Source organism: Carboxylicivirga agarovorans, from assembly GCF_050589845.1.
In the GTDB taxonomy this organism is placed as follows: domain Bacteria; phylum Bacteroidota; class Bacteroidia; order Bacteroidales; family Marinilabiliaceae; genus Carboxylicivirga; species Carboxylicivirga agarovorans.
In genome coordinates this window covers 1-15,988 of the sequence record NZ_JBNGPA010000009.1, presented here as the reverse complement: position 1 = coordinate 15,988, position 15,988 = coordinate 1, and the positions used below count along the sequence as shown (strand labels likewise).

The 15,988-nt window shown below is 43.0% G+C and carries 5 protein-coding genes; 4 read left to right on the top strand and 1 reads right to left on the bottom strand.

Features of this window, described 5'->3' with window-relative positions; translation table 11 throughout:
- The first annotated feature begins 13 nt into the window (after positions 1-13).
- Positions 14-607 carry an indolepyruvate oxidoreductase subunit beta gene (locus ACRD69_RS11135; protein ID WP_430815162.1) on the top strand — a complete coding sequence of 198 codons (594 nt, stop codon included), beginning with the start codon at positions 14-16 and terminating at the stop codon, positions 605-607.
- A 268-nt stretch (positions 608-875) separates the two neighbouring features.
- Here ACRD69_RS11135 and ACRD69_RS11130 read toward each other — a convergent pair whose 3' ends face one another.
- A complete protein-coding gene (locus ACRD69_RS11130) occupies positions 876-1,661 on the bottom strand; it encodes a DUF4382 domain-containing protein (RefSeq protein WP_430815161.1) in 786 nt (261 codons plus the stop codon).
- 309 nt (positions 1,662-1,970) lie between these two features.
- On the opposite strand from ACRD69_RS11130, the gene ACRD69_RS11125 reads away from it, so the two are divergent.
- The 3 genes from ACRD69_RS11125 to ACRD69_RS11115 are packed head-to-tail and all read left to right on the top strand — an operon-like array spanning position 1,971 to position 15,115.
- Positions 1,971-11,894 carry a cadherin-like domain-containing protein gene (locus ACRD69_RS11125; RefSeq protein ID WP_430815160.1) on the top strand — a complete coding sequence of 3,308 codons (9,924 nt, stop codon included), beginning with the start codon at positions 1,971-1,973 and terminating at the stop codon, positions 11,892-11,894.
- A gap of 33 nt (positions 11,895-11,927) precedes the next feature.
- The gene (locus ACRD69_RS11120) at positions 11,928-12,869 is read left to right on the top strand and encodes a PorP/SprF family type IX secretion system membrane protein (protein WP_430815159.1); all 942 of its coding nucleotides are present in this window, start codon (positions 11,928-11,930) and stop codon (positions 12,867-12,869) included.
- A gap of 47 nt (positions 12,870-12,916) precedes the next feature.
- Positions 12,917-15,115 (top strand): OmpA family protein, encoded by a 2,199-nt coding sequence (locus ACRD69_RS11115; protein ID WP_430815158.1) that lies wholly within the window; start codon positions 12,917-12,919, stop codon positions 15,113-15,115.
- Positions 15,116-15,988 lie beyond the last annotated feature (873 nt).

The following is a 15,988-nucleotide window of genomic DNA, read 5'->3' as shown; positions in this document are numbered from 1 at the left end:
AAAAGATAATAAAATGAAATCAGATATAGTTTTAGCAGGTGTAGGCGGACAAGGTATTTTGTCTATCGCGGCAACAATTGGTATGGCTGCTGTGGATAAGGATTTACACCTGAAGCAAGCGGAGGTTCACGGTATGAGCCAGCGTGGCGGTGATGTTCAGTCACACCTTAGAGTAAGCAGTAACCCAATTTCTTCGGATTTGATACCAAGGGGTAAAGCAGATATTATTTTATCAGTGGAACCAATGGAGTCATTGCGTTACTTGCCTTATCTGTCTAAAAGCGGATGGTTGGTAACCAATACAACACCTTTTGTTAATATCCCGAATTATCCTGAGATGGAAGAGGTAATGGCAAAGGTTGCCGAACAACCAAATCATATTGCAATTGATGCTGATAAGATCGCTGCCGAGGTAGCTACAAAGCGTTCATCCAATATTGTTATGTTAGGCGCGGCTTCTCCATTTATTGACATCGAATTCAGTGCATTGGAAGAAGGTTTGCGTAAGATTTTCGGACGTAAAGGTGATGCTGTTGTTGAGTCTAATATAAATGCTTTACGCGCGGGACGTGCTGCTACAGAAGAGATTCTGGCAAGCCGGAATTAAGCTCACACAAATATTAACATATATAAACTGATAAGGAGGGTATCCATAAAAACGGATACCCTCTTTTTGGTAAATATCAGTTAATCTAAACTTGAAAATAGGCTAAGCAACCCACTCAAATCGATAGTTTTGACAGTATGTTGACCGGTCACTGGTATGAGCGCGGATTAGCAGGGCGGGCGTAAGGAGACACAGGTGAATGCGGAAGAAATCCCAAAGTGGTTGGTATCATAGTCTTCAGCATCATGCAGAATCCTTAAGTTTTTTACTACTGAGGCTCCATCTGCAGTGTTATTGTACCTAAATCAGTAGTTTGTCCCAACACAACATTAACATCGTTTATTTCCTGTTTTTCGTATTCATCTGCAGGCTCAATCTCCACTTCATAGCTGCCTTCTGCAATGCCCCTTAATAAAAACTCACCGTTTAAGGTATCACTAAATGTACCTATTGTATCATTCGAGGCTGAAATAGCAATAATGTATGATCTAACTGTTACCGGATCTATAACACCTTTAATACTGCCGCTGGTTGCTTCTGTAAATGTTCTGATAACTGGTTTAAGAGAATAGGTTCCGTTTCCCTTTTCAACAATTGATCGCCCCGCATCAAAATCAATCCAGATTTTATAAGTAACACCTTCGACTAATTCTGCATTAATGTTAAACTTTAAGCCCGATTGTTGTCCTGATGGAGTCTTTAAAGGATAGCTTGTACCTTCTTTTACTAATGTATTGTCATCCCCTAATAATAAACGCATCTGTGATATTTGTCCGGCAGGAAGGCCTTCTCCTGCAATAAGGGTATCATTACCATTAGTCAGCTCAAGAAGATCGTAAACTCCATCTTCTGTACTTAAAGTTTGCCAACCTTCTTCATCCTCAGAGGAGGTGTTTATTCTCACTTCTTCAACGTCAATCCAAACATTGTCGTACTCAGCAGGGCTATCGGTTAAGCGCACTTCCATGCTCGACATTTTATCATTATTATCATCATCCTTACACCCCACAAAAATAACTAACAAACACAGCATTAATCCAACTACTAATCGCATAACATAACTATTTAAGATTCAACATTATTATAAGTGACTACCATAAAAATACATGTCTTTATTGCCAATGTCCAGTTTAAAAAACCTTACAGAGAGATTATAATACATCTTTTTTTCATGCGCCGCTTTCATTGCATGATTGCATCTGGCTTTTGACGTTCATTCATCAAGTCTGAAAGGAGGTTCATCAGGTTGAATGTTGTATTAATCATATTCGCTTTAAATAGCCAAACTAACGGGGGAGTTTATGCGTAGAGACACTGTTTGAAAAAAGGAAAACGAGTACAAACAACCTTACACATATTTTTGATGAATAGCGTTTTTAAGTGTTTTGTGTTTATAACACTATTAAGTCTTACCACATATCTTCGTGCACAAGAGATATGTAACAATGGAATTGATGATGATGGCGATGGATTAGTAGATATATTCGACCCCGATTGTACAGATAATGTCGGTAATGAATATTTCTATTTTGGACAGCCGGTACCCACCTGCCGCGAGAAACCACCAGTATTGGATAAATATACTCTTGAGTTGAAATACCGTTCAGAAACAGGATATGGCCTGGATCAGCGATGCGGTGTTTTTGTTGGCGATCTGGATGGCGATGGCGTACCTGAATTAGTTGGTAAGGATGGTGCTAAGAATAGCGGAACCAATAATATCCGTGTGTTTAACGGTATTGATGGTACTCACCTGGTGAGTTATAATTCTACGAATCACCATTACTCACAGGTCGTTATAGCTAACCTTGGAACGGCACAAAGCTATCAGGGATGTATTTTCTTTGTTGACGGAAGTGCTAAAGTCGTGAGATTGGATTATACGAAGACCGACAATGGAGACGGAACCTTTTCACATGCTTTGACACAAGGAGCCATTTCAACGCAGTCTGCTCATAGCAGTGAAGCGAGTCCGCAGATTGCCGACTTCGATATGGATGGATCACCTGAAATTTATGTTGGAAACTATATTTACGATGCGGCCACACTCAGCTATTATGGAGGTGACGCTAGTCATAACCAGGGATGCAACAATGTAAATGATGCATGGGCATTTGCCTATGATGTATTTAAATCAGGCGATGTTATTCCGGGTACAAGCAATACATTTGGTCCAGAAGCAGATGGTCTGGAGCTTATTGCCGGTAACAAGATTTACACAGTTGATTTAACTGCAGCACCTGCTAATGTTTTACAGGAAGCGGTAGTTGTTGATATTGATGGTTTTACTAATCCCTTAACCTCCGACAACGCGGATGGTTTTACAAGTATTGGAGATGTTGATAACAACGGAAAAATCGATGTAATCGTGTCTGCCGCTGAGGGTGATCCGATGGTATATGTATATGATCCATATACTGCCCAGCAGCTAGGTACAAGTTTTGTCGTACGTTCTGGGTCTGTAGGTTCAAAGTCTTCAGCTCGTGCAGGACGTTGTAATGTGGCAGATTTCGATAATGATGGTTTTGTTGAGATCGGCCTGGCAGGTTTGCATACTTATGTGGTTATCGAATATAACCAAAGTCTTAATACCCTTGAAACCAAGTGGAGAAAAGATGGAGATGGCAGTAATGATGGCACGCAGATCTATGACGCGTCCCAAATGACCGGTAGTACACTCTTTGACTTTGAGGGTGATGGAAATGCTGAGGTAGTTTATTCCGATGAGCATAATTTATACATATGGAGAGGTAGTGATGGAACAGAACTGGCTAAAGTAACTTCAGGATCCGGTACCCGTACTGATTATCCACTGGTAGCTGATGCCGATGACGACGGACAGGCTGAGATTATTATTTCTGCTCAATCAAACGCAGGTTCAGGTAATAGTGGTGGTGATGATTATATAGCTGTTTATCGCTCGAAAGATGCTCCCTGGGTGGCGGCGCGTGAAACATGGAACCAGCATGGTTATATTGTAACCAATGTGGGGGCTGACCTGATCATTCCACAAACACAACAGGAGATAGTACTCCCTGTTGAAGGTGTTAACTATAACTTCCTGGAAAAATATAACCAGGCCTTTAACGGGTTCCTGGTTCAAACGACTTTCCTGACCCAGGATGCTGAGCCTACTTTTGCAGTGGGTGACCTGACAACAGAGAATGTAACCATTAATGTCGATGAATGTGTGTCGGTTAAAGAAATTACATTTACCGTAACACTTGAAAATAATGGAGACTGGAAAACTCCCCGCAACACACCAATCGCTGTTTTTGACGGAGACCCCTATGAGGAGCTGGCAACCTACCTTGGAACTTTCTATACCAGTCAGAACGTAGAGGTTGGATCTTCCATCGATGAAACATATACGGTCACCGATCCAAATGCTGATGGTGATCTTGACCTGTATGTACTAGCCAATCATTACGAGGAGAGCCTGGCAGTCGGCGAAACCTTGAGTGCCACACTCGAAAAAAATAACTCACCAACACTTGAATGTAACTATGTTAATAATGTTGGATTCATTGTGAGCATACGTAACTGTGAGATCACCAATGCACCACAGATTGATTTAGACAGAGATAATAGTGAAGGAACAGATGGACGCGATTATACGGTGGCTTTTGCGATCAAAGAAAGTGCCGATGACGTATTGATTCCTGTTGCTATTTCTGATACTGATAATTTAATCGCTGATGAGGACGGAGCGACGATTCAAAGTGCCAGCATTGTTTTGACAAATCGTCCGGATGGGTCTTTTGAATCAATTAGCCACCCCAATGAAGGAGCAACAGTTGGAGGAATAACAATAACTAAAGAGGCAAGCGGTGATATTACCCTGACGGGTTCAGGTACTCTGGCTGAATATGAGAATATTATTAAAGCGATTACCTATCAGAATACCAAGTTGACAGGTATCAACCAGGAAAACAGGATCATTAATGTTACTGTTGAAGATCCAGATGGTAATAGCAGTAATACTGCTGTTGCCACCATCTTACTAAAAGTAAAGCCAAATCTTGATCTGGATTCAGATGACTCATCTGTTACAGGACGCGACTATGTATCTTCTTTTACAGAGAATACTGCAGGCACGGCGCTCGGAGATGTTGATGTGATCATTAATAGCGATGGAAGTATAGACTTGCAGAGTGTCACATTTGAACTGACCAATCCGCTTGATGCATCAAAAGATCTATTGCAGGTCAATGGTAGTTTACCGGCAGGTATTAGTGTGTCAATCGAATACGAGAATGGTATTAATATACTGGAACTGTCAGGAGCAGCTTCTGCTGCCGATTATCAAACTGCCATTCATCAGGTTGAATACCTTAATACATCTGATAATCCAACTTCAACAGATAGGATAATTGAGGTGAAGGTGAACGATGGTTTCCTTGAAAGTCTCGTTGCACAGACAAGCATTTCAATTGTACCCGTAAACGATGCACCTGTAATTGAAGGACCAGCGACGGCTGTTGAATATCAGATAGCAGACCCTGCAGTCAGCATGATGTCTAATGCTGATATTAGTGATGCAGATGATTTAAATATGGTATCGGCAAAAATTGAGATCACAAGCAATTTTGAGTCAGGTGCTGATGTGTTATCAGAAACTTATACAGGGGCATTGGTTATTGATGACGCAACGCCCGGTGAATTGAATATTTCGGGTGATGCATCAATTAGTGAGTATGAAACGCTTTTAAACTCACTTACTTTTGTCACTACAGGTAGTGTCGGTGTCAGAGAGATAAGTATCACTGTTAACGACGGCGATGATAATAGTTTAGTATATAACAGAACCATCGTTGTTGGAACAGCGGCAAATGATGCTCCCGTTGCAGCAGATGATAATTACATTGTTGATGAAGGAGTGGAATTAAACATTAGTGCTGCCCTTGGTCTGATGCGTAATGACGAGGACTTTGATATCGGTGTTATTCCTGGTGAAGAAATTACTGTAACAGCGGTTGACGCTGCTACACATGGAACATTGGTTTGGTCAGCAGACGGATCTTTTGTCTACACACAAAGTGGCGATGGTTCATTGGGTGCTGGAGAATCACTGGTTGAAACACTTAACTATACCATTACAGATGATGGTGGTCTAACGGACTCAGGAGTCTTAACCATTACTATCAATGGTGTTAACAATGATCCTGTCGCCAATGATGATGATCATAATGTTGATGAGAATGCTTCCATCACTGTCAATGCGGCAAGTGGACTAATTGCCAATGATACAGATGTTAATACGCCAAATGATGTATTACTGGTACAAACAGTAGAGGGCACATCAACAGGTAATAATGTTGGGACATACGGAACATTGGTATGGAGTGCTTTGGGAGATTTTACCTATACACCAGATAATTCAAACCCATTAGTAAGCCAGTTGGTTGCGGGAGAAAGTGTTGTTGAAACATTTTCATATACCATGCACGATGGTAACGGGGGAACTGCATCTGCTACTTTATCCCTCACAATAGATGGAGAGAATGATGCACCAATTATTAGTGCTACTGATCTTAGCTTAGAAGAAGGTGTTACGGACGTTCAGATTGTTACTGCAACGGATGAGGATGCGAATGAAACTAAAGAATTCTCTGTATCAGGTATTGATGCTGATGATTTTGATATTGATCCTTCAACAGGTGAGTTGACCTTTAAAAATACCACTGATTATGAAAACCCGACTGATGATGATAGTAATAATATTTATAACATCACGGTAACGGTTAAGGATAAATCGGGTCTGACGGATTCAAAAGATATTGCTATTTCTGTAACTAACATAATAGACGCGCTGACAGTCCAATTTACCGCAGCGTCTTATACAGATGCTGAGAATACAGGCGGTGATATCCCTGTAGTGACGGCAGGAGGAGAGGTGCTGCCGGTCGATGTTACTGTTAATGCGACAATTACCGGTGGTACTGCAAGTCTGACTGATGACTATACATTTACAACACTTGTAACTATTCCGGCCGGTGATTACACAACACCTAAGAATATTGCACTAAGTCTGGCAATTGTTGATGAAACTTTAGCAGAAAATGATGAGACAATCACTTTTGAATTGTCAGGGCAGTCTGCAGGTGTTAGTCTTGGCGCTCAAACAACAACGACCTATACGATCCAGAATGATGACACCCCTTCTGTAACATTAAGTTTGGCAGATTCGCCAATCATTGAGAACGGAGGTGTTGCAACGATCACAGCCACAACTGATATTCTCAGTGTCCATGATATAGTTGTTAACCTGATCAATACAGGTACAGCCACTATCATCAGTGACTATACAATGGCTGGCTCAATAACTATCCCGGCAGGTCAGACACAGGCGTCTGTTCCTTTGACAGCTGTTCAGGATGCACTGGATGAAAACAATGAAACGGTTATTACTGATATATCAACAGTTACCAATGGTGCTGAGAATGGAACACAGCAGGTAGCAACGACCATCATAGACGATGATAACGCTCCAAACGCAACATTATCAGTTAATAACGCGAGTATAGCTGAGAACGGAGGTGTAGCCACTGTTACAGCGGAGATCGATGCGCCGTCGGCCTTGCCGGTGACCGTCACCCTGGCATACTCGGGTACAGCGAGCTTGGGCGGTACCGATGCCACAACAGCAGCAGGCAGCAATGCCAATTCTGCCACTGAGATCGTGATACCTGCCGGTTCAACAAGCGGTACGGTGACCATCACAGCTGTTCAGGATGCGCTCGATGAAGATGATGAAACTGTCATAGTTGATATTGCCTCGGTGGACAATGCCATAGAAGCAAGTGCCCAGCAGGTAACAACGACCATCATAGATGATGATAACGCTCCAAACGTAACATTATCAGTTAATAACGCGAGTATAGCTGAGAACGGAGGTGTAGCCACTGTTACAGCGGAGATCGATGCGCCGTCGGCCTTGCCGGTGACCGTCACCCTGGCATACTCGGGTACAGCGAGCTTGGGCGGTACCGATGCCACAACAGCAGCAGGCAGCAATGCCAATTCTGCCACTGAGATCGTGATACCTGCCGGTTCAACAAGCGGTACGGTGACCATCACAGCTGTTCAGGATGCGCTCGATGAAGATGATGAAACTGTCATAGTTGATATTGCCTCGGTGGACAATGCCATAGAAGCAAGTGCCCAGCAGGTAACAACGACAATCACAGACGATGATAACGCTCCAAACGTAACATTATCAGTTAATAACGCGAGTATAGCTGAGAACGGAGGTGTAGCCACTGTTACAGCGGAGATCGATGCACCGTCGGCCTTGCCGGTGACCGTCACACTGGCATACTCGGGTACAGCAAGCTTGGGCGGTACCGATGCCACAACAGCAGCAGGCAGCAATGCCAATTCTGCCACTGAGATCGTGATACCTGCCGGTTCAACAAGCGGCACGGTGACCATCACAGCAGTAGCAGATTTGGTTTATGAAGGAAATGAAACGGTAATAGTTGATATTGCTTCAGTTATAAATGCAACAGAAGCAAGTGCTCAACAGGTAACTACAACGATTACCGATGCACAGGCTCAACCAACTGTGACGCTTGAATTAACAGGATCTCCTTTCTCTGAGAATGGTGGTACCGCTACCATAAAGGCTGTTTTAAGCCACGCAAGTGTTCAGGAGGTATTGGTTGATGTTAACCTATCGGGTTCGGCGGTCGGAACAGATTATAACAATACGTCTCTTAATTTAAGCATCCCGGCCTTATCAACAAGCGCTTCGATTACATTAACAGGACTTAATGATATTGAAGCGGAAGGAGATGAGACGATTATAGCAGATATTACCAATGTTGTAAATGCTTCTGAAGATGGTGATCAGCAGGTTATAGCCATTATCTCTGATGATGATGTGGCTGGTTTGACGATTACCGCAACTGACGGAAGCAATGAAACAAGCGAAAATGGAACAACAGATAGTTTCGAGGTGGTACTGAACACGCAACCTGCAAGTGATGTGACTATAACTATCACAGGATTGGATGCGACGGAAGGTGAACTAAGTGCCTCATCGCTTACATTCACCAATGCAGATTGGGATAAGGGACAGACTGTTACAATAACAGGTATGGATGATAAACTGATTGATGGATCAATCGATTACGTTTTAACCCTGACCGTTGATGATGCCAATTCAGATGACGCATATGATGGCCTGTCAACAACAGCATCTGTTCGTAACCTGGATAATGATGTGGCAGACTTTATTGTCAGCAAAAATTCCTTATCGACCAGTGAAAATGGTACAACGGATAACTTTACGATCGTATTGACGGCTGAACCGGTCAGCAATGTTGTCTTATTGCTTTCTGAATCTGACGATGAAGGAACAGTGCAGGCTTCAGTAACGTTTACCCCATCCAATTGGGATGAAGCTCAAGTAATAACTGTTACACCCGAAGACGATAATCTGGTAGATGGCGAACAGTCTTATGATATTACTATAAGTGTTGATGCAGCTAATAGCGATGATGATTTTGATCTTATCGCTTCAAAAACCGTATCGGTGATCAATGCCGACAACGATACTGCCGGTCTTTCTGTAACCTTAAGTGGTGGCTCGACCGAAACATCAGAAAATGGTACAACGGATAGCTTCGATGTGGTCTTAAATACACAGCCGTCCAGCGATGTGGTGATCAACATCAGCGGCCTTGATGCAACGGAAGGTAGTTTGGATGTAAGCACCTTGACTTTCACTCCGGCTAACTGGAACGATGTTCAGACAGTGACTGTAACAGGTCAGGACGATGCTGAAGTTGATGGTGACATCAACTACACCTTAACACTTACGGTTGACGATGCCGGCTCTGACGATAGCTACGATGGCTTAAGCGAAACCGTATCGGTAATCAATTCCGATAACGATACAGCAGGTCTTTCTGTAACCCTAAGTGGTGGCTCGACCGAAACATCAGAAAATGGTACAATGGATAGCTTTGATGTGGTCTTAAATACACAGCCGGCCAGCGATGTGGTGATCAACATCAGCGGCCTTGATGCAACGGAAGGTAGTTTGGATGTAAGCACCTTGACTTTCACTCTGACTAACTGGAACGATGTTCAGACAGTGACTGTAACAGGTCAGGATGATGCTGAAGTCGATGGTGACATCAACTACACCTTAACACTGACAGTTGACGATGCCGGCTCTGACGATAGCTACGACGGCTTAAGTGAAACCGTATCGGTAATCAATGCCGACAATGATACAGCAGGTCTTTCTGTAACCTTAAGTGGTGGCTCGACCGAAACATCAGAAAACGGAACAACGGATAGCTTCGATGTGGTCTTAAATACACAGCCGGCCAGCGATGTGGTGATCAACATCAGCGGCCTTGATGCAACGGAAGGTAGTTTGGATGTAAGCACCTTGACTTTCACTCCGGCTAACTGGAACGATGTTCAGACAGTGACTGTAACAGGTCAGGACGATGCTGAAGTTGATGGTGATATCAACTACACCTTAACACTTACGGTTGACGATGCCGGCTCTGACGATAGCTACGATGGCTTAAGTGAAACCGTATCGGTAATCAATGCCGACAATGATACTGCCGGTCTTTCTGTAACCTTAAGTGGTGGCTCGACCGAAACATCAGAAAACGGAACAACGGATAGCTTCGATGTGGTCTTAAATACACAGCCGGCCAGCGATGTGGTGATCAACATCAGCGGCCTGGATGAAACGGAAGGTAGTTTGGATGTAAGCACCTTGACTTTCACTCCGGCTAACTGGAACGAGGTTCAGACAGTGACTGTAACAGGTCAGGACGATGCTGAAGTCGATGGTGACATCAACTACACCTTAACACTGACAGTTGACGATGCCGGCTCTGACGATAGCTACCACGGCTTAAGTGAAACCGTATCGGTAATCAATGCCGACAATGATACTGCCGGTCTTTCTGTAACCTTAAGTGGTGGCTCGACCGAAACATCAGAAAACGGAACAACGGATAGCTTCGATGTGGTCTTAAATACACAGCCGGCCAGCGATGTGGTGATCAACATCAGCGGCCTGGATGCAACGGAAGGTAGTTTGGATGTAAGCACCTTGACTTTCACTCCGGCTAACTGGAATGAGGTTCAGACAGTGACTGTAACAGGTCAGGACGATGCTGAAGTCGATGGTGACATCAACTACACCTTAACACTGACAGTTGACGATGCCGGCTCTGACGATAGCTACGACGGCTTAAGTGAAACTGTTGCAGTTACAAACCTTGATAATGATACCGACAATGCAGCACCGATAGCTCTTGACGATGAAGTTACCATTGAGGAAGGAGAAGTGCTTAATGGTACCACAGTATTGGAGAACGATAGTGATCCGGATAATAATACGCTAACGGTCAATATAACTCCGGTAGTCAATGTAACAAACGGGGAACTGGTGCTTAATAGCGACGGTACCTTTACTTATACGCCGGATTATCGTTTCTATGGCACTGATTCCTTTACCTATGAGGTATGTGATAACGGAACGCCACAGGAATGTGCAACAGCTGTTGTTACCATTACCGTTACGGAGAACACCGACAGGGATGGTGATGGCATAGATAACGATCGCGAAGGTGATGATGACCTGGATGGTGATGGTATACCAAATGATGAGGATGAAGATTCTGATGGTGATGGTATCCTTGATGAGGATGAAGGAGATGTGGATACCGACGGAGATGGTACACCTGATTATAAAGACCTGGATTCTGATGATGATGGTATACTTGATGAAGATGAAGGAGATGAAGACACTGATGGAGATGGTATAGAGGACTTCCGTGACGATGATTCAGATGGAGACGGCATCCTGGATGTAGATGAGGGTGATGTTGATACTGATGGTGACGGCCTGGAAGATTACATTGATCTGGATTCAGATAATGATGGTGTATTGGATGCTGATGAGTCTGACGGAGACTGTGATAATGATGGTACTCCTAATCGTATTGATGAGGATAGATGCTACGAAGAACTGGAAGTGCTGGAAGGCTTCTCACCAAACGGTGATGGGGTGAATGATACCTTTGTGATCGGCTGGGTCAAACAGTTCAATAAAGTAAGTTTCGAAGTGTTTAACCGCTGGGGTAATGTTGTGTATCGCAAAGATAAGTATGAGAATGACTGGAACGGTATATCTAATGTTGGCTTTAGCATTGGTGACGAGTTACCGGTTGGTACATACTATTACATCATTACAATTCAGGATACCGGTGAGAAGATACAAGGAAATATTTACCTGAATAAATAAGCAGAACAGTAAGGAATAGTAAATAAGAAAGAAATGAAACGATTATATAAAAATACTTTAGTTGTTTTAGGAATGATGCTCTTACTGTTAGTCACAGATAAGGTAAGTGCACAGCAGGAACCATTGTATACACAATACATGTTTAACACGGTTTCGGTTAACCCTGCTTATGCGGGAACACGGAATGCCATGAATGTGCTCTTGTTATCACGTATGCAATGGACGGGTATGGATGGTGCTCCACGCACCTATGATTTTACCATGCACACGCCATTGAATAATTATAAAATGGGTTTGGGACTATCGGTTGTATCCGATAGTCACGGACCGGTTAATAACTACTATGTGAATGTCAATTATGCCTACCGCGTTAGCTTAAGCGAAACACTTACCTTATCGATGGGCGTAAAGGGGGGGATATACAACTACTATGTCAACCTGACTGATCTGAATGTGGGTGATAGTGATGTGGCATTTATGGATAATGTGGAACAACGCTTTCAGCCTAACGCGGGATTGGGTTTATATATGTATTCCGATAAATTCTATGTGGGTGCATCGGTACCTAAACTTATTCAGACCGAACTAAGCGGGGATCAATCGTCTTATGGGTCAATCAGCGATTTAAAACAGCACTTTTTCCTGATGGGAGGTTATATCTTTGATTTAAACCAGGACTTAAAGTTCAAGCCATCATTGATCACCAAGGTGGTGAATGGTGCACCGCCGTCGACTGATATTACCGGGCAGTTTTTAATTAAAGATACCTACTGGCTGGGTGCGACCTACCGTATTGGTGATGCAGTCGCTCTTATCGGTAACATCAAACTTAATAAACAGCTGATGATCGGTTATTCATACGATTTTACCGTTTCAGAACTGAATAATTACAACAATGGTAGTCATGAAATTATTGTCAGTTATGATTTTGACGGATTCCTTAAAAACAAGGTTAAGTCGCCAAGGTATTTCTAATCAGACCAATGTTATTTTGGTATAAAAATCCCAAGAACTCAAAGAAGATGAAAATAAGAACATCTGTTATTATACTTTGCCTGCTCATATTGTCAATGCCCGGCAAAGCTCAGACCTATAAAAATAAACTGGACAGCCTGGTCAATACATACCGTGTCAACCAGGCCTCAAAGGCCTATGATAACCTGGCCTATGCCAAAGCAATCCGTCGTTACGAGCCTTTATATCAAAAAGGCTATTTGAATGATTCAGTGAAAGGGCAACTGGCCCGGGCCTATATGAAAGTTAATGAGACGGTACAGGCTGAAAATGTGTATGCATCCATCAGTCATGGAGATATAGCCGATGATGACCTGTTTTTCTATGCTCAGGCCTTAAAATATAATGGTAAATATGCCGAAGCAGACCGTTATATGGCTAAGTATTTACTAAGTCATCAGGATGATACCAGGGCTGTGAGGCAGAACAACTCATTACCGGCCATTGAGAAGATCTTATCTGAAGAACGCTATTTGATCGAAGAGCTGGACTTTAACTCCGCTCAATCAGACTTTGGTGCCATTGTCGTTGACGATAAAGTAGTATTTACTTCAGCCCGAGAGATAGATGTGGTTATTCGCCGGGAATATGCCTGGAAAGAAACACCTTATCTGAATGTGTTTTCAGCTAAGGTTAAGGAGCACAGCTATGGTACACCAAAATTATTGTCTACCGATCTTAAATCTCTGTACCACGATGGTCCGGTATGCATTAACGCCGATGGAACGGAGCTTTTCATTACCCGTAACACCTTCAATAATTTGTTGGGTAAAAAAGGGGTAGATGGCACCAATCACCTGAAGCTGATGGTGTCTCACAAGTTGTCAGACGGAACATGGGCCAGGCCGGTGGATTTACCTTTTAACAGTGAGCGTTATTCAACAGGACATGCATTTCTGACCCGTGATAACAAACGCTTATATTTTGCAAGCGACCGGGAAGGTGGTCAGGGAGGATCAGATATCTGGTATGTATCCCGCACCCAAAACGGATGGTCTGAACCTGTTAACCTGGGTTCTGATGTCAATACTGAAGGGGATGAGATGTTTCCCTTTATCGATGCGGAGAAAAAACTGTATTTTGCCTCTAATGGTCATTTAGGACTGGGTGGACTGGACTTGTTTGTTGCTTCAGAAAGCAATGGTCAGTACCAGGTGCATAATATGGGGTATCCCATCAACTCCGAGAAGGATGATTTTAGCCTGTTTCTTAAAGAGAATGGTATCGATGGCTATTTTGCGTCCAATCGTGAAGGGGGGAAAGGAGATGATGATATTTACAGCTTTAAAATATTGAATGCTGTCACTTTTAAAAAGCACTTAAAAAGTAAGTTGCTTGATAAAAACACCCGCCAGATCATAGCCAATACTCCTGTTCACCTAAAAGATGCTGAGGGTAACATCATTAAAGAGCTTATATCTGATGCAGAGGGTATGATCGAAACGGAATTACCCCTTGAAATGACTAGCCTGACACTGGCGGTCAATGCACCTGATTATTATCCCTATGCTGACATGGTGGACGTAAGCGATGATGTTGATGAACATGAAATGGAGCTGATTCCTTTACCGGTTTATGGAATATACGGGAATGTATTTTTACTGCCGGATATGACAGCGATACCGGAAGTGACATTGACCATGGAAGCTAAAACCGGCGAAACAAATGCACTTGTCAGTGGAAGCGACGGAACCTTCAGAACAAAGCTGGAAAAGGATATGGATTATGACCTTGTCTTCACTAAAAAGGAATTCTTTACAAAGCGTGTTCAATTCTCAACTGTCGGTCGTGATACGGGCTATGTTAATGTGAATGAATTTGTGGAACTTGAAATGGAGAAGGCAGAAGTGGGCAAGAGTATCGAGATTGAAATTCTTTACGACCTGGGTAAATGGAATATCAGGGAAGATGCAGCCACAGAACTGGATGATATGATTCAATTCCTGAACGATAACCCGAATATTAAAATAGAATTGGGATCACATACCGATGCCAGAGGCTCTAAGAGCTCCAACCAGGTGTTGTCGCAGCGACGTGCCGAGTCGGCAGTAGAGTATATGGTAAACCGCGGTATAGCGGCCGATCGTATCCAGGCGAAGGGTTATGGTGAAACACGTCTCAAGAACAAATGTGCCGATGGCGTACCTTGTTCCGAAGCAGAACATCAGGCCAACCGCCGTTCAGAAGTAACCATCATAGAAATGTAGTAGCATATCCAGGCACCATACAGAAACACACAAAAGCCGGTTGAAGTCATTCACCGGCTTTTTGTATTCATAGGTGTGCGCGCAATGCCATTAAGTTAGTCCTTCGCTATCGCACTCGCGCGGCAGCACCGGTTCATTCAGGCTAACTGTCGAATTGCTTAATTGTCAAACTGTCGAAAAGGTTGATGAGTTTATTAGTTGATGAGTTGAAATGTATAGATCGAACATTTAACATCGTACATCCCCACATCCAAACAAGCCAGTTGTCGAATCGTCGAATTGATGAACTGATGAAAGAGTTTAAAAGTTTTAGTGTTTATTAGTTGATGAGTTGAGGTATATTGACTGAACATCGAACATCCCCACATCCTCACGTCCAAAGAAGCCAGCTGTCGAATTGTCGAATTGATGAACTGATGAAAGAGTTTAAAAGTTTAAGTGTTTATTAGTTGATGAGTTGAAATGTATAGATCGAACATCCACACATCTCACATTAAATTTACTCATAATCGGGCATTGGCTATGCCGGTGCATGGAACAGAAATGCGCGAAGAACAATTGCTGTTGCACCGGTTTTTTATTGGCATTACAAACCCGGGGCGTCGCTAAGCTTTGCCTTTTAGTGTTCGAAAAGAAGTTTTATAAACGTATAGATCTATGCATCATGTAAATCACTATATATGTGAATGTTTGAATCTTTTCGAACACTCGTGCGCTTTGCCCCGGGCTATGATGTGGCAGACTTACAGCCTGCTATTTACAGCTTGGTAATCAAATACGAAGGATTTAATCCGTGTAATCGTTAGTTTGTACTTGAAAAAGAGAAGAAGATAAAAAAGAATATTTTCTTTGGATAAAAGCTCCATCTGCTGC